The 21,740-nt window shown below is 39.3% G+C and carries 18 protein-coding genes; all 18 read left to right on the top strand.

The annotated features are described in order from the left end of the window. Positions 1-87: 87 nt before the first annotated feature. The 18 genes from ACOAOT_RS15040 (at position 88) to ACOAOT_RS14955 (ending at position 21,736) form a co-directional block, all read left to right on the top strand. Complete coding sequence (locus tag ACOAOT_RS15040) at positions 88-1,830, top strand: sensor domain-containing diguanylate cyclase/phosphohydrolase (RefSeq protein ID WP_420217735.1); 1,743 nt, start codon at positions 88-90, stop codon at positions 1,828-1,830. A 339-nt stretch (positions 1,831-2,169) separates the two neighbouring features. After that, positions 2,170-2,892, top strand: a complete 723-nt coding sequence (locus tag ACOAOT_RS15035; RefSeq protein ID WP_420217734.1) for a LytR/AlgR family response regulator transcription factor — start codon at positions 2,170-2,172, stop codon at positions 2,890-2,892. Positions 2,893-3,286: 394 nt separating this feature from the next. Beyond that, positions 3,287-3,622, top strand: a complete 336-nt coding sequence (locus ACOAOT_RS15030; protein WP_420217733.1) for a hypothetical protein — start codon at positions 3,287-3,289, stop codon at positions 3,620-3,622. Between the two features lie 226 nt (positions 3,623-3,848). After that, entirely contained in the window at positions 3,849-5,351 is a 1,503-nt protein-coding gene (locus tag ACOAOT_RS15025; protein ID WP_420217732.1) for a hypothetical protein, read from the top strand. A gap of 201 nt (positions 5,352-5,552) precedes the next feature. Further along, entirely contained in the window at positions 5,553-7,394 is a 1,842-nt protein-coding gene (locus ACOAOT_RS15020) for a vWA domain-containing protein (protein WP_420217731.1), read from the top strand. Positions 7,395-7,435: 41 nt separating this feature from the next. Next, positions 7,436-9,619 carry a transcriptional regulator gene (locus tag ACOAOT_RS15015; protein WP_420217730.1) on the top strand — a complete coding sequence of 728 codons (2,184 nt, stop codon included), beginning with the start codon at positions 7,436-7,438 and terminating at the stop codon, positions 9,617-9,619. Positions 9,620-9,665: 46 nt separating this feature from the next. Further along, positions 9,666-10,097, top strand: a complete 432-nt coding sequence (locus ACOAOT_RS15010) for a hypothetical protein (RefSeq protein WP_104436487.1) — start codon at positions 9,666-9,668, stop codon at positions 10,095-10,097. Between the two features lie 27 nt (positions 10,098-10,124). Further along, positions 10,125-10,553, top strand: a complete 429-nt coding sequence (locus ACOAOT_RS15005) for a membrane-associated protease 1 (protein ID WP_104436486.1) — start codon at positions 10,125-10,127, stop codon at positions 10,551-10,553. A 125-nt stretch (positions 10,554-10,678) separates the two neighbouring features. Then, positions 10,679-11,119, top strand: coding sequence for a DnaJ domain-containing protein (locus ACOAOT_RS15000; protein ID WP_420217729.1), 441 nt, complete (start codon positions 10,679-10,681; stop codon positions 11,117-11,119). 19 nt (positions 11,120-11,138) lie between these two features. Beyond that, complete coding sequence (locus tag ACOAOT_RS14995; RefSeq protein WP_420217728.1) at positions 11,139-11,693, top strand: FHA domain-containing protein; 555 nt, start codon at positions 11,139-11,141, stop codon at positions 11,691-11,693. A 75-nt stretch (positions 11,694-11,768) separates the two neighbouring features. Continuing rightward, the gene (locus tag ACOAOT_RS14990) at positions 11,769-12,299 is read left to right on the top strand and encodes an FHA domain-containing protein (RefSeq protein WP_420217727.1); all 531 of its coding nucleotides are present in this window, start codon (positions 11,769-11,771) and stop codon (positions 12,297-12,299) included. A gap of 54 nt (positions 12,300-12,353) precedes the next feature. Next, positions 12,354-13,199, top strand: coding sequence for a PP2C family protein-serine/threonine phosphatase (locus ACOAOT_RS14985; RefSeq protein ID WP_420217726.1), 846 nt, complete (start codon positions 12,354-12,356; stop codon positions 13,197-13,199). Between the two features lie 29 nt (positions 13,200-13,228). Continuing rightward, complete coding sequence (locus ACOAOT_RS14980) at positions 13,229-15,115, top strand: PP2C family protein-serine/threonine phosphatase (RefSeq protein ID WP_420217725.1); 1,887 nt, start codon at positions 13,229-13,231, stop codon at positions 15,113-15,115. A gap of 118 nt (positions 15,116-15,233) precedes the next feature. Next, positions 15,234-15,824 carry a hypothetical protein gene (locus ACOAOT_RS14975; protein ID WP_420217724.1) on the top strand — a complete coding sequence of 197 codons (591 nt, stop codon included), beginning with the start codon at positions 15,234-15,236 and terminating at the stop codon, positions 15,822-15,824. Then, complete coding sequence (locus tag ACOAOT_RS14970; RefSeq protein WP_420217723.1) at positions 15,811-17,166, top strand: phage baseplate assembly protein V; 1,356 nt, start codon at positions 15,811-15,813, stop codon at positions 17,164-17,166. The genes ACOAOT_RS14975 and ACOAOT_RS14970 overlap by 14 nt, the downstream gene beginning before the upstream one ends. 10 nt (positions 17,167-17,176) lie before the next feature. Beyond that, positions 17,177-18,910: a PAAR-like protein gene (locus ACOAOT_RS14965; protein ID WP_420217722.1), complete on the top strand. Its 1,734-nt coding sequence runs from the start codon at positions 17,177-17,179 to the stop codon at positions 18,908-18,910. Next, complete coding sequence (locus tag ACOAOT_RS14960) at positions 18,816-20,084, top strand: tetratricopeptide repeat protein (protein WP_420217721.1); 1,269 nt, start codon at positions 18,816-18,818, stop codon at positions 20,082-20,084. Before ACOAOT_RS14965 ends, ACOAOT_RS14960 begins: the two co-directional genes overlap by 95 nt. A 65-nt stretch (positions 20,085-20,149) precedes the next feature. Beyond that, a complete protein-coding gene (locus ACOAOT_RS14955) occupies positions 20,150-21,736 on the top strand; it encodes a hypothetical protein (protein WP_420217720.1) in 1,587 nt (528 codons plus the stop codon). The last annotated feature ends 4 nt before the right edge of the window (positions 21,737-21,740 follow it).

The following is a 21,740-nucleotide window of genomic DNA, read 5'->3' as shown; positions in this document are numbered from 1 at the left end:
GTTTTATCCAACTATAGAAAAATATCACTTATTGGTTTTCAGAAGAATGAAAATCGTGTATAATAAAAACATCAAAGGAGGGGCGGTATGTGGAAAAGGCTGAGGGAACATTTCCTTATGTTAAATAAGAGCAGAAAGGAATTAAAGCAGGAAGGACTTAAGATCTGCGTGGCTTATTTTCTGCTTGGTTTGTTCTGGATTTTGTGTTCTGACAGATTGGTTCCTGCCATTGTCAGTAATTCCCGTTCAGTCATGCTTTTTAGCATGGGGAAGGGAGTCTTATTTGTATTTTGTACTTCCGCATTTTTATACTATGTGATGTTAAGGCTGCTTAACAAAGCCGGTGCCGCAGAAGAGGAACTGAGCAAAAGTTATAAAGAACTGAAGATGCAGTATAAAAAGATTGGTCTTTATGATCAGATGCTTATGGAAAGTGAAGAGAAATACCGGACAATTATAGCTCATATGCAGCTTGGGATGGCACTGTTTGAGGGAGAGAATGAAACCGACATCAGGCACTACAGGCTGATTGATGTAAATCCCTGCTATGAGGAACTGGCCTGTGACAAGGGAGTTTCTGTGCTGGGAGGATATTTTTGTGACATACATGACACTCTGGATCCTGATATATGGGATCTGCTTGCAAAAACTGTGAGAACAGGGGAGCCAGCCCGCTATGAACGGTTCCGGAACAGGACAAGCACATATTATGAGGTGATTGTTTTCTGCCCTGGCAAAAACCAGCTGGCTCTGATAGTCAATAATATAACCGAGCGCAGGCAGGCTCAGGAAAGACTGAATTATTTAAGCTTTCATGATCCCCTTACTGGTTTGTACAACAGAAGGTATTTTGAAGAGCAGCTGAAGGTTTTGGACCAGGAGTTTAACTATCCGCTGGTAATCACCATGGCAGATATCAATGGTCTGAAACTGATCAATGATTCCTTTGGTCATGCAGCAGGAGATGAATACATACGAAAAGCGGCAGCAGTTCTCATGAACAACACCCGCAGCCATGATATCATATGCCGGCTGGGTGGAGATGAATTTGTTATCTTTTCACCTGGCACAGGTGAAAAAGAGATTAAAAAGATAATTTCATCCATGAGTGACATGGCAAAAGTTCAGGCTGTGAATAAAATCATGCTTTCCATCTCTTTCGGATACAGCATAAAGTGCAGCAGTGATGATTCCATTACTGAAGTTTTAAAGAAAGCGGAAGATTTTATGTATCGGAAAAAGCTGATGGAAAGTCCCAGCATGAGGGGTAAGACCATTTACACCATCATGGCGGCACTTCATGAAAAGAACTTCCGAGAGGAACAGCATTCCCTTCGTGTATCAGAATTATGTGAAAAGATGGGGGAAGCACTTGAACTTCAGGAAGATGACATCAAGGAATTAAAAACAGTTGGCCTTCTTCACGATATTGGCAAGGTAGCAATTGAAGAAGGTATTCTTAATAAGAACGGAAAGCTTGATTTAGATGAATGGGGAGAGATAAAAAAGCATCCCGAAATCGGATACCGTATTTTAAGTACAGTGAATGAGCTTTCAGAAATGGCAGATTACGTGCTTGCTCATCATGAACGCTGGGATGGAAGCGGATACCCCAAAGGACTGAAGGGAAAGGAGATTCCCATACAGTCCAGAATTATCGCCATAGCAGATGCTTATGACGCCATGATCAGTGAACGAAGCTACCGCCACGCTCTGCCAAAGGAAATAGCAGTCAGTGAGCTTTTAAAGGGAGCAGGAACCCAGTTTTGTAAAGAGTATGTATCTATATTCATTGATAAAGTAATTAATAAATCCGGAACCGGTGCCTAGATTGTTATAAAATTATCAGAAATGAGCAGTATCCTTCTATTTTAGAAGCATACCGCTCATTCTTTTTTTGCTTTTTTATAAAGAATATGTTAAAATTTACAATTATAAATTCATGAAAAAATATCGTTTTGATGTAAAAAAAGTAACTTTTTAAAAATAGAATGTGTCAATTTTGGAACTCAACGTGTATAATTTTGGCACTTGGGTTGAAAGTTGTCGAAAATAGTTATATGCTGAGACCGTTAAGATACATAATTAGCATACCATTAACATTTGATGAAGAAGCAAATCTGTAGAAAAACTAATTTCGGAGATTGCTGGATAATAGGAGGAGAGGCCATGTTAAAAATAGGAGTATGTGATGATGACCATCTGCTGCTGTTGGAAGCAGAAACGCGTTTGCGCAGGATTGGGATTGAGAGAGAAATGAATCTGGATGTGGAGACCTTCTGTGACGGTGATGAAATTGTCAGAGCTGTTTATTTAGGAAAGCGTTTCGACATCATTTATATGGATATTGAGATGAGACGTATGAATGGATTGATGGCAGCAGAACGAATCCGTGAATACGACCGCATGGTACAAATTGTATTTATGACATCTCATCAGAGGTACATCAATCAGGCCTTTCGCTCAGCGCCAATCGGATACCTTGTTAAGCCCGTAAGGGATCCTGAATTCAATAATAATTTCAGCCACATATTAAATCTGATTGAGACAAAAGACTTATATTACCACTTCAAATATGGCAGAACAGAGAGTCAGGTATATTTAAAGAAAGTACTGTATTTTGAAAGCAAGCTCCGACTGACTGAGATTGCCTGTGAAGAGGGCCGTCACAGACTATACAAAAGTCTGGAGGAGATTGAACACGAATTAAAAGACCGTAAGATTCGCTTTATCAGAATACACCAGTCTTATCTGGTGAGTTTCACCCAGATTGCCAGAATCTCCAATGACGTAGTGGAATTAATGGATGGAACCTGTCTCCCAGTCAGCCGCAGCAGGCGTAAGGAAGTGGAAGAGATTATGTTTGAAACCATGGGGTGGTGTCAGGTTTAAAAATTGCCAGGTAAATGGGGGGAAGATGACAAAAAGATTAAAATATTACTTAATTATGATGTTAATGGGGGGAATTGTCTGGTTGGAAGGAAAATGCAGGTTTATTAGCCGCATATTTTGGGATGTTATTATATTATTTCCGCCGCTTCCTCCCCCTGTTCACTATTTGATTCAGTCTCTTTTGTAGATAGCTGTTATATATGGAGAAGTGCTTATCCTGTTATTAATTTTATCAGACTGGAGATCAAAAAGAGACGGTGAGTGGCAGGGATATAAAAAGGCTCTATATTTATATCTTATTATAGGAGTCATTCTGGAGAAAATAATAATATATATTTTTAATATCCTTTTTTCAACCTATATTGAATCATATCCCGTAGCTATCACGATGATAATGGCGATTAGAATAGTTATCATATTTTCTACGGTAATAATTGTAATGAGAATGTCTGTTAAAAACAAAAACCATGCTATATGCGTAGATCAATGCAGTTTCATGCACTTTGCTGCAGGAGCGGTCATAACAATTGGTTTAGCTGGTTTTTACTCTTTTAAAGAGTGGCAGGGCTATCAAATCTTTATGTCGGATATGGATTCCTATGGATTTTTCAGCCAGATGACCGCACCAACACCTGCATTTACCATTTTTAATAAATGGATGGTGCCTTATATGGTCAGGATCTGTGCCGTGTTATTGTTTATGTGGAATGGAAAGCAGGATAAGGTCTAGTGCAGAGAAGAGCAGTTAATAGCTGCTTTTCTTTTTTTGTATTTTTGTATTCTTATAATCCGACCTAATCCGACCCTAATCAGACTCAAACCGACCCTAATCCGACTCAAAACAGGCCCTTTAATTACCAAAAATTACATGTAGGGCGCTAAAAATTACATGAATGATTTTTTTGTCAATTAATGTATTATAATGTAACCGAAAGTCATAAATTTAAGGGGGGCGTATGAAAATAATTAAACGTGGCAGATTTGTTTTAGCTGTTGCAGCAGCAATACTGGTATCTGGATCTGTGTGTGCCTGTTCTACGCAGGAGAGTTCTGAGCTTTTAGAAGGGAAAAAGGTTATTTCACAGATGCAGCCTCAATTACCTTTGCAGGGGGGGTTTACAAATACATCCCAGGCAACTGTACAGCCTGGATTTGATTCACCGGAGGGTGCAGTAAAGGGTTATTTAACAGGGCTTAGGGAGAGTAATTTAAAGTACATGACAGATACCTTTTCAGAAAGTATGGAAATAGATGATATTATGCGTCAATATGCAATTCTTTGCGGGTTTGATTTGGGTGAGGAAGGACCTGTGAGTCTAAAAAACCCAGCGGAGGTAAAAGTATTTGTAGATAATCTGGAGAGCGGTATAAAGGCTGTGGATCTTAAATCAGTGAAGCTGGCGGGATTTGTTGACCCCGGAGATTTAGATGATGCTTACACGAATCAAAAACATCAGGAAAATTTAATCAAAATAGCGAAACGGTATGGTGGGGATAAGATGGTAAGCTGTGTTGCCGCTGTTGAGGTGGACGGCAGAAAATTCCTTTTGATTTTTGATGTAATAAGAAAGGAGGGCCGGTGGTTTAATCGCCAGTTAGGCGGAATCTTTGCCAATATGTCAGGAATGGATAGAAATGAGGTAGGGACACTCTCGTTAGAAACAGCGGATGAGCAGATTCTGAAACAAATGGTGCCTGATTTTTCAAAAAACTTATTAGAGGCAGAAACGGAGCATGGGGCATTAGGGTCTGCTGTCACTAACGAGGAAGCCGGAGGCTTTGATTCGTCTCAGATGGCGGTCAGAAGATACCTGGAATATCTTGCAGCCAATGAACAGGACAAGATGATTGGAACATTTGCAGTGGAGAGCTACGTGGATCATTTTGATTTTCGGACCAGACTGGAAAGCAGCGGGGGATATATTTTTATGCAGCAGGAATTCAATTTTCCAGCCGTAACTGATTTTACCAGGGATTTGAATATTGAAAGCAGAAAAAATGACATTCGGTGGAACTTATTAGAACAATACAATGCATTGGGTGTCTTTTCGGAAATAGATACAGCTGATCTGGTTCAGAAGGAAGACTTGGATGTATCTTTCGCGTTGTCAGAATTGCAGAAACGTTTGAATACCAGTTCCTTAAAAATTCTGGGATATATTAGTCCGGAAAAATTATCAGAGACTTATGGATCAAGTAATTTTCAGGATATAAGACGCAGGAGGATGAAAGCTTATGGTGCAGATGACACAGAAAGCATCGCGGCTGTGTTTGAACTAAATGGTGCCCGCTATATTATTTGTATTGATACCGTGAAATATGAGAACAGATGGTTTATCAGGGAGCTTGGCGGTGAGCTTTCTTCGCTACTTGGTTTTGATTACAGGTGTGCAGGAATCATGCCTGCTGATTATATGAAAAATCCAGATATTGATAGTCTGATTTCGCCTCTGAGTTGATGAAAGACCAGGTGATTCGTGTCGAAATATGTCGAATCGAGGGAAAAATACGACAGCATTTTACCAAATATTACATGTAGCGCGCTAAAAATTACATGAACGGTTTTTTTGGTGATTTTTGTATTATAATGTAACTAACAAAAATGAGACAAAGGTATGGAGGTTCAAAATGTTAACCAAATCTTTGTCAGGAGGGGTGAGATGAAGAATTTAAAAAGGATTTTTCTGTTTATCGGGGTTATGATGCTGTTGCTGCCGATCAGACAGGATACTCTGGCAGCTGAAGAATACCATGGGCAGCCTGCAAAGAATGGTGAAATAGTATTTCTTCTGGATACCAGTGGTTCTATGAACTCTAATGATAAAAGCCGCTTTGCTATTGATGCAATACGTCAGGCAGTCTGCAGTCTTCCATCAAATTATAAGTCTGGACTTGTAGCCTACAATACAGGAATTCAGACGATTGTTCCTTTAAGTGGTGGGGCAGACCCCATGGGTACACAGCTTTCCTCTGTTATATATAAAGGCTATACCAATGCAGGAGAAGGACTGAATCAGGCAGTAGGCCTCTTTTCCGCAGAGGAGAATGTTGATCGCAGTATTGTCATGGTGACTGACGGAGAAATCGATATGCCAGATAAACAGGCAAAGGAATCATCACGCGCCTTATATTCTGAAACTATTAAAAAAGCAAAAGATGCGGGAATAAAGATTTATATTGTTGCAGTAGGCAGTGAATTAAATGATCCCAATATGCATATTTTCGATGGCGCTGAGATGACCGATGGTGCCATTTACTGGCAGGGTCAATCCGGAAATCTGGTACAGATCATGAACCGTATCCTTTATGATCGAATGAATCTTCCAAAAAGGTCGGTAGGAGTTACAGATGGGAATGGCGGAAGCCTTCATGTTGAACTTCCTTCTCAGGGAGCAGAGCGTGTAAAAGTAGTGCTGACCTCCGGACAGGGAATTCAGAACGTGACAGCAGATTACACGGCTGATCAAGGACAGATTACAAGCGGCCGGAACTTTGCAGTTATTGAGATGACCAGACCAGCATCTGACGCGGTTGATGTCCGTTTCCAGACACCGGAGCTTTCTGGTGTGGAAGCCTATCTGACTGTGGAATACACAGCCAGACCAGTGGTCAATATTAATTACAGAAGAGAAGAAGTTTTACCTGATGCAGCAAGCGAAGAGAAAAATAAAACAAAATTACCACTGGTCTACAGGCACTATGCAGACTTAGAATTATCTCTTACAGATACTGGAGGTAAAAATCAAAACCTCTGGAACACTCCTTATTATGAAGGACAGTCGGTACCTTTTTGTATCAATGGCGTTTGGGAAACCGGTACTATAAGCGGAGGTCTTATACCTTATTCTTTACCTATTGATGGGATTAATGAAGTATCAGTTGAGGTCGATACCAGTATGTTTTCGGAGCGATATGTGATGGAACAACCATTGACGGAACAGCTGGCGCCACCACCAGATCCCATACCAGAGCCCGAACCGGATTACCGCCCTTTATGGGCAATACTGGGAGCGCTTGCACTGGTAGTCGTTTTAATCCTGCTTTGGTGGTACAGGAAAAAGAATGCAGCAGTGATCTATGTGTCCCAGTCCCCTTCTTCAAAAGAACCAGTCAAGATGAAGACCAAGGCCTGTACCTACTCCGGTAAATTCAGTATTTACGTGGTAAGAACTGCAGACGGGCGAGATGTACCGCCTCAGACTTATCATCTGTTTGGAAGAAACAGCGGCCGAATGACACTTGGACAGATTCTTGCTTCCTGCAAAATAAAACTTGGAAGAATCGGGGAAGAGGACATCATTATCTACCCAGGACCCGATCATTCTGTAATTATTATGGATCAGTCCGAACGGTGCACAGTACTGAGAGGAATGGAAATTTTAAAAAAGGGCATGGGATATCCTGTGTTTTACAACGAGAAAATCACAATTACTTTTGAAGATGAATCCACTGAGATGGAAATTCATTATAAAAACCTAAAGCCAAGTGAGAGGAAATCATAGCAACATCCTTTCAGATAGATAACAAAGGAGGAATAAGCAATATGGGAAATGTAATAAAGCAGACCAACCGGACTCTGTTAATGGAGGTCATTAATCCGGAAAAACTGGATTTGTTAACCCTTGTTGGAGATGTCAGGGGAGTGGAGAGTTTATCTGATGACAAGATCAAGGAAATTAACGATCACTTAATGGTCCGCAGTTTCGATGAACTTTTGGAAAAATTCGCACCGACAGTCTATTGTTACTACAATGCCAATAATCAGAGGGTTGCTTATCAGCTGGATAAGCCGGAACAGGTGCCTGATGAAATGCTTACAGAAATACCGTTAAACCGCCAGAATGAATTTATGGGAATGCTTATGTCTATGGTGGAGACAAAGCGTTCCGAGGGGACCATTAATGTAGATTTCAAATTTGAGAAACTTACAGATATGATTTCTCCCAAAAAAGTCATGGATGCAATCAAGCAGAACCGAAAAGAACTGCAGTATACATATGGGGAATACGCAAAGCTGGATGAAGAGGATCCTAAGAAGAGAGATTTAGGCGACAAATTAAATGTTATGTTTGAGGAGGCAAGCGCCAATTATAACAACGTCATGGCGCTCCTCCCCCTGGCAATCGAAGATATCAAAACCAGACTCCTGTTAGGAGACGGAGGAGATAAAAAGGACAATACCCCTCTTGCATTAGGTGTATTAAGCATGGGTGATCAGGGAGAACTTCGTGTCTTGGAGGCTCCCAAGGTTGAAACAACGGCTTTAACCACGATTGATGACAATGTAAATACCGGTCTGATCGAAGCGTTAAAGGATGATTACCAGGCTTTAAATGAGGAGAGCAATGATTATGTTGGTGCACTTGTTGCAAGAACCTTCTGCCCGCTGTCCTCTACCATGGAGAGCAGTATTGACATAGCAACAGAGGTTTCCAACTACAATTCCTATCTGGAATTCTATAAGGAATCAAAGGATGCCTTTATCAAAACGGTAAAACCTCTTATTGAAAGACTGCTTGGTATCTGGTGTTATTTCGAACAGTATCCCAAAAAGTTAAAAGGAATGCGTCCTTCCATGCTTGTAACCAACGTATCCAATGAGATGCTGGCAAAGAGCAGCAATATCCCAAGGCTGATTACCTATTTAACCACTGTTAACGCAAAAAATGACTTTACCAATACAGTCTGGTACGCAGTAGTACCAAACGTATCCCTGGATCAGAACAGTAAGATGAAGCTGACCAGAGAACGATTTAAAGGAAATTCCAAGGCAGAGAAGAATGATACCAACAGTGTGGAATCATTAATCCGTCTGCTGGATGTGTTCAAGGATTATAAGGTTCAGTGCTTCTTCTCCTACGAGGCAGATGACAGCACCACGTTTAATGCTTTGGCAACGGAAGGTATCACCAGATACGAGGACCGCTGTGCGGCACTTATGGGAAAAGAATTCAGTGAATTTGCAATCCCATGTCTGCCAAACTACACAATCATTCCCAAGGACAAATCAGGGGTTGTTTTAGACAGCCGTATGGTTGTGAGTGAAAACCAGACAGCAGAGCTTTCCAAGGAAAAAGAAGACATCATGAAACTTTGGATCGATGGTGTTTACGTTGGAGCAGCGTATGTAGCTGCAGGAGTAGTAGCTGCCTGTCAGTGTCCGGAATATTTAAAATCAAAATTCGGACCTAGTGTCAGATTAGATATGGAACTGCCGGGAGTCAGATTTGATATTGAAGCAGATGACCATTCCCTGATTGCCTGCACCACCATGGCAAAGGAAATCACCGGATTTACCAATTCCATTAAGAATGATATCAACCGGAAAAATTTTGGATTCATTTTCAGTTCAGAAAATGCTTCTTACAAAGGAACTAACATCACAAAAATTATGGTTTATAAAGCAAGGAACTTAATGTCTGATGGTTCCATGTTTGAGCCTATCTATAAAACACAGGTTACTACCTATATCGAACGGGTTATGCGGCACGGAACAGGAGACTTTAAAGAAGATTCTATTGTCCAGTTCTTTTCCAATAATCCAAACAGCCAGAAGAGTCAGTGGCTGTCCAGAAGAGAATATCTTAACGGAGTTCTCGGAGCAGGAGATGACATCAGCTGCAGTATTAACGAAGAAACAGGCTACTGTACGTTGGACATTACCTTCAATGGTAATGTGAAGAACTTAGAAGTAGAGATTAACCGATTATCGGCGAATAAGGCATAAATGCCTTTGAAGCATATATTTTTCAAAAGAAAAGGAGGAAGTAAGCATGGGATTTCGTATGAAAATCACCGGAGGACCAGAGGATATCGTTTTTGACGAGCGGAGCATTTCAAAAGTAGATTTTGACTCCATTTCCTCAGCGGACTCTAACGCAAGAGCAACAGATTATGGCCTTACAGTTAAGGTATGGGGAAAGATGCTGTACAAACTGGGAGGAGAAGGAAATGATCCGACTTTAGGACTTGCCCAGTGGGCCCAGGTACCATCTGAGAAGTCAGACTGCTACCGTAGTGCAGAGATTACAGTTGTATCTGCCAGTCAGGTAGTACGCCAGTTCACCCTTCCCAATGCATTTGTTATGGAGTACAGCGAGGAAGTTGATGATGAGAGCGGCGTAGGAACCTTCTATATTCACATGAAGCAGAAGAAGGATGAGAACGCAGTTACTAAGATTGAAGGCGGCTTCGGCGGCGAATAACGGAGGAATGAAAGGAGGATTTAAGACATGTCATACAGAGTAACAGTAGAAGGAATGGAAAGCTTTGAGATTGCAAAAGAATGCGTACGCAGCGTGAAATTTACCACAGATATTCCGCTGGATTCCAACGCAAGAACCAAGGATGTGGGAAGCACCCTGGTTATCACCGGAAGGATCTTAACCGCAGTTGACGGAGATCCCTTTGACAGTACCAGAAAGCTGGCTTTATGGTCAGCCGTTCCGGCAGAGAAAGCAGATTGCTACCGCAAGGTAACCATCGAGCATGTAGCAGCTGGAATCATGGAAAGAAAATATTATTTCCCCAATTCCTTTGTCATTGATTATAAGGAAGAATTCGGAGATGTGGAAGGAACAGGAACATTCACATTAACGATTAAGCAGAAGAAAGATAAGTTAGGCCTCATTACAGTGGAAGGTGGCTATCCGGCCGCATAAGCAGGAGCGCAGGGTGTGTCCGGAGAAATCCGGGCGCGCCCTTTTTCCAGATAAAGAGGAAAGCTAGAAAATAAAGAAAACACCCCCGGTAAACGTTAACTGTGCCGGGAGACAAGGCGGAGCAGATGAAGGATTTATACAGTGTGCTGGGAGTCTCCCAGTCTGCGTCAGAGGATGAGATAAAGAAAGCATATAGAAAATTGTCTAAAAAATATCATCCGGATGCAAATCCGGGAAATAAAGAAGCAGAGGAACGGTTTATAGAGGTATCGGAAGCATATGCCACCCTGGAAGATCAGGAAAAACGGAAAGCATATGACAAAACCCTTGAAAAAGATGTTCAGGGAGAAAAAGCAGGAAAAGCAAACAAAGCTTCACGCGGAAATACCGCATCTCCTGCTGACATCAATTTTTCCAATATGGAGGAACAGTTTGCTCAATTTTTTGGTTTTAATCCCAAGGACGGGAAGGTTGATGAAGATAAGATGAATCCAAATAAGAAAAAAAGGACAAATCCGCTGGATGCGACGGATATGTTTGAAAGATATATGGGTATTAAGAAATAGAAGGGGAGGGAATGAAAGAATGAAAAAGCGGGGAATTGATTTAATTATTGCCGCTGTTTGTACGACTGTTCTGGGAATTGTTTTAATCTATCCGGATCAGATACGGGGAAGAGGAATCATTATGGCAGCAGCAGTTATTTTGCTGATTTTATTTCTGGTTCTGGCTGTAAGTGATACAGAAGAAAACAAGCATGCAGTGGGACATTTAAGGCTTGGTCTGCCGACAGAATCAGAATTAATTACAGAAATTGTGCTTCTCAGTGAAGAAGAGACAGAGTTAATGGCATGGGATTTGTACGGAAAGATGGCCATGGTTATTGGCCGTGATGTGAGAGAAAATCAGGTAGACATTGATCTTGGAAAGAGTTCTTATGCCAGTATGGTAGACATTGAACATGCAGTATTAAATTATTCCACTGGAAACTGGTATGTGGAAGATCTTGGAAGCGCAAATGGAATCAGCGTAAAAAAGGCGGAAGACGGGAGAGTTTATAAGCTTTCTGCAGATACTCCTTGCCGGATTGAAAAAGGAGATTATCTGTACGTGGGGTTAAACAGACTTCTTTTAAGGTAATAGTGGGCGATCCAATTACGGTTCGGCCGGTTTTCTATTAAAATAATACGATATGAAGAAAAGGAGCTTAAAAATATGAGCGGTAATCTAATTCGGTGCCAGAATGGGCATTTATTTTCATCTAGAAGATATGGGACAGTATGTCCTTATTGCAACATTGAAACAGCTACAAAGGAGAAAAAAGAGGCAGGCGGAAAAAATGAGGAAGAATTAGAGGAACTTTTATTTGCACAGGAAACATCTCCTGTATGTGGCTGGCTGGTCTGTATTTCCGGTCCAAGGCAGGGAAAGGATTATAAGATAAAATCTGGCAAAAATTTTGTTGGACGTGCAGATGATATGGATATCCAGGTGCTGGGAGACAACAAGATATCCCGGCGTAATCACGGTGTCATCGTCTTTGATCCAAAGAAAAAAGAGACGGTATTACTACCAGGTGATAGCAATGGCCTTGTATATCATAATGATGCAGCAGTTTATACCCCGACAGTACTAAGTGCTTATGACGTAATTGAGATGGGAGAGAGCAAGTTTGCATTCCAGCCATTCTGCGGAGAAAACTTTATGTGGGAAGATAAGGAAAGCAATCCGGAATCAAAGCAATAGGGGTGCAGGTGAAAAAGATTCCTGAATTTGAATATAACAGAATGGAGGGAAATCATGACAATTCCCGAATCAATTCTTCTTTTTCTGGGGCTTGCAGGAACAGTACTAATAATTCTGCGCATCAGACTGGAAGTTATTAATTTCCGGAGCAGATCCGGAAGAAGGCGGTTAAGCTGTGAAAGCGGAGCTTCCAAAACCATCGGTGACCGGGAGGTACAGGAAGATGAATACGGAATGACCGAAACAACAGAGGGGTCCATGGCGGTTCTTGCAGACGGCATGGGTAAACATTTTGGTGGCAAAATTGCCGCACGGACATCTGTTCAGACATTTTTGGATATGTTTGAGGATAAAAATGCTTTCTATAATCCCCAGTATTCCTTTCGCAAGGCATTTCATGGAGCTAACCGCGAAATATTAAATCAATTAGAGGAAAACCAGGGCTGCGCTTCTGTGGCAGCAGTCATGATAAAAGAGCGTAAGCTTTATTATGCCGCTGTTGGCAATGTAAAAGCTGCGGTTTATCGGAACAAAGAGCTGGTTCCTGTGACATCGGGACATACGATTAATGTTCTGGCAAAGCAGAAGTACGAGGAAGGTAAGCTGACAAGGCAGGAAGCAGTCAGTCTTCTGGATCATCACAGGCTGTATAATTACGTGGGGCAGGATGGATTTCGGGCTGTGGAATTTTTTGATACGCCCATTACCCTTTACGGCGGTGAATATGTGCTTCTCATGACAGATGGTCTCTATGAAACAGCCAGATGGAAAGATATCGAAGATTGTCTGGAGCAGGGAGGAAGCTGTCAGGAAAAAGCTTATAAAATAATTGAACTGGTTAATAAAAGTCAGGAAGAAGATAAGGATAATGCAGCGGTGGTAGTGTTGCAGATACGCTGACGGAGAAAGGACCAGAAGGAGACTATGGGATGAGAAAACAAAACAGTACATTCAAGACGGCATTTATATCAGAAGCGGGTTCTGAATTAAAAAATAATGATTATTTCGCTTTTGTGGAGCTGGAACAGTATGCCTGTTATGTGATAGCGGATGGATTGAATGACCTGCCTGATGCAGAGAGTGCCAGGCTGGCAACACAGAGCATTATCCTGGCTTTCCAGGCGCACCCGTCTATGACAAAGCGAGCAGTACTATCCTACCTGGAAGAAGCAAATCAGGCGCTCTTTACGGCAGATTGCCGGGAGCGTCTAAAAGCTTCTGTTACGGTAATTGTTACCGACTATGCAAAGGTACGTTATGGTCATGTGGGCAACACCAGACTGCGCCTTTACCGGGATGGTTCTGTGCTTGAATCCACCCAGGATATGTCTCTGGGTACAGAGCTGGTAAAGGAGAAGAAGCTTACGGAGGATGTTCTCTCCCGTCATGAAGAACGAAATAATTTATATTCCTATTTAGGAATTGGAAAAGGTTTAAAATCATTTGTATCAAAGAAGAAAAAGTTGATTAACGGAGATATCCTGGCATTCTATACTAGAGGAATTTGGGAAAATCTAGACAGCGGTGAATTAGATGACGTATTCTCTGAGGCGAAAGGGGATCCGCAGGAGTGCCTGAACAATGTAGAGGATCTTTTGCTGTCCAGACAGCCCGAGAATCTGGATAACTATACATTCGCTGCCATTTTTATAGACAAGGTATTTTTAGATCCTGATAAAAAAAGCCGTACAAAAAAGATTATAACTATCGCAATTATATCCATTGTTATTATTTTAGTGATCAGTCTGGCATTATGGCTGTTTCATTATATGAAGCAGAAGTATAAAGAAGATATGGAGCGAAGGTACACGAATACCATCGAATACATACAGGATAATAATTTTGTAAAAGCAGAAGAAGAGTGTAAAGAGGCAGTGAAACTGGCAGAAAAGCTTCGGGATAAGAAGCAGGTTCGGGAATTTACTGATTATCAGAAGCTGATTGAAGCAATCAACACTGCGGAAGACGCTTACAGCGGTGAGAAATACGAGGATGCTCAGGCAGCCTATGTAAAGGCAAAAGAGCGGTCCAGGTATGCAGACAGGATAGCAGATGAGTACATAGACAAACAGTTGGGAAGAATTACGGATTATCTATCGGTATTTGATTATATTCAATTAGGAGATACTCTGGTCTCCCAGGGAGATTATAAAAGGGCAGAAGAAAAATATTTACAGGCAAAGAGTCTGGCTACACGGTCCTATTTCGAAAAAGGGCGTAAGGAAGCCATGGATGCGCTGGAAGCTATGTACACTAAACGGGATAAGGCAGAGGAAGCAGATACAAAACAGGCAAAAGATAAAGCTTCGGATGAAACCGGAGCTGCCCAGCTTGCTGCAGAGGGTGATAAGGCATTTGCCGACGGAGATTACCAGGGTGCAAAAGCTTACTATGCTATGGCATTGGAGAAATATCAGCAGTTGAAAGATGATGTTCATGGTGAATTAATACAGGTGAAGATCGCTTCCAGTGACAGCAAGGCAGAAGAAAATGAACAGAAAAAGGCCCAGGCGCAGGAATATGTGGATGCTGGCAGGGAGGAAGAAACTGCTGGAAACCGACTGGAGGCAAAAAAACAGTACCTGTTTGCAAAGAGTATTTATAAAGAACTGAAAATGGATGATAAGGTTGAGGAAGTAGACGGTCTGATTGAGATTCTGGAGACTGCAATGGATCAGGATAAAGCGGAAAAAGAAAGCCTGGAAGCAGAGCTTAAAGAGGAGAAAACTCAGAAAAAGCAGTCGGAAGAGGAGAATACAGAAAAAGAGAAGATTGCGGATAAGGAAGCTAAGGCTGTTGGGCCGGGAGAGCAATAGTTGAGGGGATACAGTGTTATATATCAGGTGTTTTGGTTATTGGCTGTACCTGTTATGGATATACAATTTTGAAATATTTATATCAGACGAAAGTGAGAGATTTGATGAGGTATAACACATGTTTGAAGATGAGAGGATTATAGAAGCCAGGTATCGAGAAGAAATTAGTCAATATACGAGTGTTAATACGGGCATTTATGTAGAAGGCGAACTGATACAGTTTCACGAAACCATGCTATTTAACAATAAAGTTGGAATTTTGCTGCCTGTTTTATTTCAGGATATGACACAGGAAAATGCCAGAAAAAAATATTTCTCCGAGCAGCGTCCGCAAATAATAAAAACCAATAGGGATGAATCTGTTAATTTTTCATTCAGTATGGTTGAAACAAAGGTAGGAGAAGACCAGCTGGAAGCAGTTATACAAGATTTTCATCGTGTCTTAAAGCGGCTTCAGCCTATGAGTGTATGCCTGGAGACAGGATTTGATCAGGATATTCCTGTTCCTTGTGCATGGATGGAATTTATTAGTACTGCTATTGATGAGAATCTTTACAATATGCTGACCGTATATTCAATTGGAGACAGGCTGTTGCTTGCTATGTTTAACTGTCCATTCCAAAATCGTATGGAATGGATTAATTGCCTTCATCAGATAAGAAGAGGTATTGTTATATACAACGAGGAGGATAAAAATGCGACCAATTAATATTTTTCTAGAGTCATACAATACATTGGATATCAAGGAATGTACCATAAATAAAACGGTGAATGAACATTTTACAGCATCTGTTACAGGTTATATTTATGGAGAAGATGATGAAAAAAGATTATACAGCCTGTTAAATTCTCCGTTTGTCATTAAAGTAATCACAGATGAGCAGGAAGAGATCTCTTTATTCCGTGGTCAGATACGGGACATGTACTTAAGCACAGAAGGTGGATTAAGAAAATTAAAAATACTGGCTGTATCGAATACAATAGAGCTTGATAAGGAAAAGCATACAAGAACTTTTCAGGGCGTGGGGCAGACATACCGCCAGATTATGGATAGAATTAAATCCCATCATGAGAATACGGCTGTTATATATGCAAAAGGAAAAGGAATTACTACAAACGGTCTGGTGGTACAGTATATGGAGACGGACTGGGAGTTTTTAAAACGTCTTTCAGCGCAGATGAATACAGTACTTGTTGCAGATTGCACAAATGATCATACTTGCTATTATGTTGGTAATCCTGAAAAAAAGGGGAAAACTCAATTGGATTTCTCCAAGTATGGTATCAGGTGGTATAGGGATTGCGTAAAGGGGCAAGCCGTAGAATATCTAGTAAATTCAAGAGAAATATTAAAGTTATGTGAGAGTATAATGATTGAAGGAAGTCAATATTACGTTTATTCAATCATTGGAAGTATGTGTAAAGAAGAAATGGTTTTTGAATACATACTGCGCCCATTATCTGGATTTCAGGTTCAGCCTTATAGCCATAATGCAATTGCTGGCATATCCATTATAGGAACTGTAATTAATGTGGAAGATACTAGTGTACAGGTATCATTGTCCTGTGAAGTTGATGAAAGTTATGGGAATCCAATCTGGTTTCCGTTTTCCTCCGTTTATGCTTCCCCGGATGGAACGGGATGGTATTGTATGCCGGAAATAGGTGATAGAATCCGGTTGTATATACCAGATGAAAAAGAAGATCATGCGTATGTGATAAGCGCCTTTTATGTGGATGACGAGCAGAACTTAAGAAATAATCCTGATGAGAAATCAATAAGAACCAAATACAACAAGGAAATCCGCCTTACTCCTGAGAAGATTCTTATTACCAATCATAAAGGAATGTCGATGACGTTAGATGATAGAAATGGTATTACTATAAAAAGTAATAAAAATATAAATATACTCTCAGAAGAAGGTATTGAAGTAAAAGGAGAGGAGGTTGTAATGGAGGGAAAACAGGGGGTTTACTTCATGGAGGGTCCAAATCTTCTAATGGTAAGAGATGGAATCAAAGAACAAGCTGTGAATATTGAGCATAGATAGGAGGACTCACATGGGAAACGATAAAATCCAAAAGGGTGATAAGGAAAATATGCGTTATCTCGTACCTAAGAATGAGATAGTGGTCCATGGTGCGAAAATCACTTGTTCTTATGCTGGAAAAAACAAAACGCCCGATTATCTGTACATACCTGATGGACATGGAATTATGGAAGGTGAAAGAAATTGTGCTCATGATGAGGACTGCATTCCTATTAAAAATATTAAACCGTTCCATTATTGCCAATCACTTTATGCAAAGCAGGCAATAATGGCACTTCTTCCTAAAGCTTCGGCGGACGAACAAAAAAGATATAATGAGGCATTAAATGCAATAAAATACAATGAGACACATTTTGACCAGAAAATAGTACCATGTGTACTGGCGCTTTTAGATCGATGGTTTGATGCTGATGAAAAAAATATTGTAACTGATTCAATGAAATTTGGAAGGGAAATATTATTAGATATAAAAGATCTTCAGAAAAAACTGAATAAATCTTTAAATAAGGCAATTAAAAATACACATGATTTGTATGCAATTGCATTATATACTTTACCAGCAGAAGTTTATAAAGAATGCATGAATCACTGGCAAAGCTTAAAGAAAATCAATGAGGAACTGGAGAAAATCTATCCAGAGTTTGACTTGTTTGCCATTAGTATTGATATGGGTGATAATAAATTTCATGGAACAATTAAAAATCTGAGAAATATTGAAGATAAAATAAATAAAATAATAAAAGATATGGATGATGCTCATGAAATCTATTCTAAACTGGAAGGATATAAAACGCTAAAAACGGAGTTTCAGGAATTGGCCAGCAAAACAAAAAAAATAAAAAGCACACTTATAGACTGGAAGGAAAAAGAATATCATCTTATATTAACCAATTCCTTTTTGGTCTGCCGTTGTGGTGGAATTATTTCATTTTTAACATCTGGCCAGGAACATATGCTGAGAGCAAAAACTTTACTCAAATCAATCCTTGATACGGTTACAAGATTTAAAAACCATTGTGTAAAAGGACAGACAGATTATTGTATTAGGGAAATAGAAAATGATGTATATGAATCCTACAAACATGCAGCAGAAGGATTGGAGATATTTGAAAAGATAGTAGGGCCACCTACTGATGAGATGTTAGAATCGCCACAAGTATCAATTTATATGGAACTAATTTCACACTCTTATAATGATGAGATAAAGCAGCGGATACTGACTGCAGTGGCAGTACTTAGTAGCCAATGTAGTGCAATAACGTGGATATGTTCAACAATAACCGTCAAAGAGCTAAATGAAGAAAATTCAAGTCCTAAGGATATTGCCAGTGGTATATCTGCTTATGCCGATCTGCTAGATATATTTGGTATAATTGAAACATATGGGGGTAAGGGACTTTCTAATTTAAATAAGCTATATGGAAACATATCGAATATAGAAGGTGCTCTTTATACATCTTATGAAACATGGATAGAGTGTGTAAGAATTACCGTATTTACAGATACACATGCACATGTTAAAGAACAGTATATGGATAAAGAAGGGCGATGTCGTAGTGGCTTGAATGATGCTCATATTTATAGTAAGGCGGACTATATAACTAATTGTCAGGGGAGAGGGCTGCAGTGGAAAGAGGATCCAGGGGCATATGCTGGGAGGAGAGAACATATGGGGGATAAAGGGAACATTAGTTCAAAAATTAACGATGATAACTTTATTGCAGATAATATTCCAGTTGATTAGTATAAAAGTTTTGATGTTAGGATTAGAGAGGATAATTATGGTAGAAAGAAAAAGTATTATCAGACCCAATAATTTTAATAAATTTGAAAAAATAAGAATTGTAATTTCAATATTAGCATTTTTACTAATATTTAATTTATGTGCTTGTCAAAAAAAATCCAATATTACAATATATTCAGGACCTTTGGAAAATAATATTGGTGAATCATATGTTAGAGAAGGAAAATATAATGAAGCACTGGATTATTATAAACTATTACTAAAACCGGTAATAGAGAAAGAGGGAGAGAACAGCAGTGCAGCAGCGCAAATTTATAATTATATTGCAGAAATTTATATTTACCAAGAAAATCAAAATGAAGCACTAAAATATATAGATAAAGCAGTTAAAATAAATACTGACTATAATGATCAATTATCATTAGCTGGTAATTATCTGGTAAAGGGGAAAATTTATAGTTATATTGGTGGGGATGTTGAAGAGGGACTGTCATATCTAGAAGACGCCGAGACAATATATTCTAACTTTTTTTGGAAGTATACTTTGGAAATGGCAGATGTTTTAATTAATAAAGGAAACATATATAAAAATATGAATAAATATGAGGAGGCATTAAAAAATTATGAGAATGCACTAGATATTTATCAAAAAAACGGTCAGAAGGATGCTGTGATTTATTTGCTAATTGGGCAAATTTATACCCATGAAAATGATTTTGAGAAAGCTGAGGATAGCTATAAAAAGGCAGAATTAATAATTATAGAAAATAAGGAAATATTTTTAAAGGGAAATCTAAATAAATTAAAGGGATCAATGTATGTCACAAAAGGAGATTACGAAAATGCAATTAATGAATATGAGGAAGCATTAAAAGTTTTTTGTTCAGATGAACAGTATAAATTAAGTGTTGCACAAGTTTGTAATAATTTGGGATATGCTTATGCAATGAATAGAAATTTAAACATGGCTGTAGAAAAATTAATAATTTCCTGTAAAATCATTGAAAATACTTCAGCAGATAATGAGCTGATTGAGAAAGATAAAAGGGATTATAAACATAACTTAAAAACGTATTATCAAGCGCTTACAAAGGATAAAGCAGAGGAGAATTTTGAAAAATGGTACCAGGATAAAATGTCTGATGGATTAGAGGGGGTGGACAATAGTCAGTAGGTATACTGAATATGACACCAGTAGATTAACGTGTACTCATCAATTATAACAAGGGGGAAAGATAAATGATTGATACATATAAGACGACAGAATTAAAAATCAGCGGACCTGTGAAATTAAAGGCTATAGAACAGTTTTCTATGACTGCTCAGGTAAATGAGCACGCTGTTTTTTCAATCAGGGGCATCATTAGCTCAACTGACGCAGAGTATTATTCGCGAAAATGTATGAATGGTGAGAAAATTCACATATATGAATACTCGAATGAAGAAGAAAATATTTTATGCTGTGGCCTTATTACTAAAATTGAAATAAGTGTTGATCATGGAATTTACTATATCAATATAAATGGAATATCTGCTACGAAGGAATTTGACAATAAGAAGCAGAAACGATCATTTCAGGGTGCCTCTATGACATACAAAAACCTTCTTAAAAGAGTGGTAGGTGATGGCAGAAACATATTATATTTGTGTGATAAAAATAAAACGGTTAATGGTCTTGTCCTGCAATATATGGAGACGGATTGGGAGCTTATCCTCCGCATGGCAGGACATTTTCATACTGTTGTAATCCCAGATTGTGTATCAGGAAATATCAGTCTTGCTTTTGGCGTTCCTGATGGAAATACATATAATTTAACAGACGCTGATGAATATCAGTTACATCTGCAGGTAAGTTCCGGAAAGATAATGGAGACAGATTATACAATTAAAGGACCAGCCAATATGCAGCTGGGAGACAAAATACTGTTCAAGGACAAAAAGTGGATCATTGTTAAAAAAAGTATATGTTTTAAGAATGGAAGGCTGGAGTCAGAGTATCAATTGGGCACGATAAATGGCTGGTGTGTACCATTAAAGAATAATCCGCTCATTCACGGGATATCAATACGTGGTGTTGTGACGGACGCCCATGACGAGCTTTTAAAAATCAGGTTGGACTTAGATGATAAAAAAATGAATAATAATACAGTCTGGTATCCATACCTGCCGGAAACTGGAAATCTTATGTATGCAATGCCGGAGCCGGGGAGTGTTGCTTTTCTTTATTTTCCCGACGACAGGGAAGATAATGGAATTGTGACACATTGTGAGAATAATAGTGAAGAACATAGAAAACAATGGAATTATCATATAAAAGAATTTTCAACACCAGAGAATAAAATGATTCAAATGACTCCAAATTACTTCCGTGTTATCAGTGAAAATGATAAGGAAAAAGCACTTTTGGAAATGGGAGATCATAAAGGAATTGAATTCTTTTCCACAAAATCAGTTCGGCTGGCGGCTGGAAAAAAAGTAAATATCAAATCTGGCTTTTCAAGTATGGTACAGGCACAAAGCTTAATAACATTATTACAATCTAATACACAGAATTACATTGAAATTTGCGGGGAACAAATCATTCTTAAATCAGAACGATTTACTTCTTCCGCCTCAGTACATAAAAGTAAGGAAGTTGTGTTGTTAAACAATGAAATCACTGAAGAATCTTTCCCAGATTTGTATGCTGATTTTTGTGGCATGATGACAAGGGGAAAAATGGATGAATTATCAGGTCAGATGTTAGGATCTATTCCCGATATTGGATATTCAAAAAGAAATATAAACACGGCAAATAGGATAGGACTAAAAATTAATAGGGATTAGTATG

The organism is Lacrimispora struthionigena (genome assembly GCF_048627165.1).
In the GTDB taxonomy this organism is placed as follows: domain Bacteria; phylum Bacillota; class Clostridia; order Lachnospirales; family Lachnospiraceae; genus Lacrimispora.
This window is presented reverse-complemented; position numbering and strand designations above follow the sequence as displayed.

Excerpts from the sequence above, each read along its gene's own strand:
- ACOAOT_RS15040 (WP_420217735.1), top strand. The coding sequence starts at position 88 with ATGTGGAAAAGGCTGAGGGAACATTTCCTTATGTTAAATAAGAGCAGA.
- ACOAOT_RS15035 (WP_420217734.1), top strand. The coding sequence starts at position 2,170 with ATGTTAAAAATAGGAGTATGTGATGATGACCATCTGCTGCTGTTGGAA.
- ACOAOT_RS15030 (WP_420217733.1), top strand. The coding sequence starts at position 3,287 with ATGGCGATTAGAATAGTTATCATATTTTCTACGGTAATAATTGTAATG.
- ACOAOT_RS15025 (WP_420217732.1), top strand. The coding sequence starts at position 3,849 with ATGAAAATAATTAAACGTGGCAGATTTGTTTTAGCTGTTGCAGCAGCA.
- ACOAOT_RS15020 (WP_420217731.1), top strand. The coding sequence starts at position 5,553 with ATGAAGAATTTAAAAAGGATTTTTCTGTTTATCGGGGTTATGATGCTG.
- ACOAOT_RS15015 (WP_420217730.1), top strand. The coding sequence starts at position 7,436 with ATGGGAAATGTAATAAAGCAGACCAACCGGACTCTGTTAATGGAGGTC.
- ACOAOT_RS15010 (WP_104436487.1), top strand. The coding sequence starts at position 9,666 with ATGGGATTTCGTATGAAAATCACCGGAGGACCAGAGGATATCGTTTTT.
- ACOAOT_RS15005 (WP_104436486.1), top strand. The coding sequence starts at position 10,125 with ATGTCATACAGAGTAACAGTAGAAGGAATGGAAAGCTTTGAGATTGCA.
- ACOAOT_RS15000 (WP_420217729.1), top strand. The coding sequence starts at position 10,679 with ATGAAGGATTTATACAGTGTGCTGGGAGTCTCCCAGTCTGCGTCAGAG.
- ACOAOT_RS14995 (WP_420217728.1), top strand. The coding sequence starts at position 11,139 with ATGAAAAAGCGGGGAATTGATTTAATTATTGCCGCTGTTTGTACGACT.
- ACOAOT_RS14990 (WP_420217727.1), top strand. The coding sequence starts at position 11,769 with ATGAGCGGTAATCTAATTCGGTGCCAGAATGGGCATTTATTTTCATCT.
- ACOAOT_RS14985 (WP_420217726.1), top strand. The coding sequence starts at position 12,354 with ATGACAATTCCCGAATCAATTCTTCTTTTTCTGGGGCTTGCAGGAACA.
- ACOAOT_RS14980 (WP_420217725.1), top strand. The coding sequence starts at position 13,229 with ATGAGAAAACAAAACAGTACATTCAAGACGGCATTTATATCAGAAGCG.
- ACOAOT_RS14975 (WP_420217724.1), top strand. The coding sequence starts at position 15,234 with ATGTTTGAAGATGAGAGGATTATAGAAGCCAGGTATCGAGAAGAAATT.
- ACOAOT_RS14970 (WP_420217723.1), top strand. The coding sequence starts at position 15,811 with ATGCGACCAATTAATATTTTTCTAGAGTCATACAATACATTGGATATC.
- ACOAOT_RS14965 (WP_420217722.1), top strand. The coding sequence starts at position 17,177 with ATGGGAAACGATAAAATCCAAAAGGGTGATAAGGAAAATATGCGTTAT.
- ACOAOT_RS14960 (WP_420217721.1), top strand. The coding sequence starts at position 18,816 with ATGCTGGGAGGAGAGAACATATGGGGGATAAAGGGAACATTAGTTCAA.
- ACOAOT_RS14955 (WP_420217720.1), top strand. The coding sequence starts at position 20,150 with ATGATTGATACATATAAGACGACAGAATTAAAAATCAGCGGACCTGTG.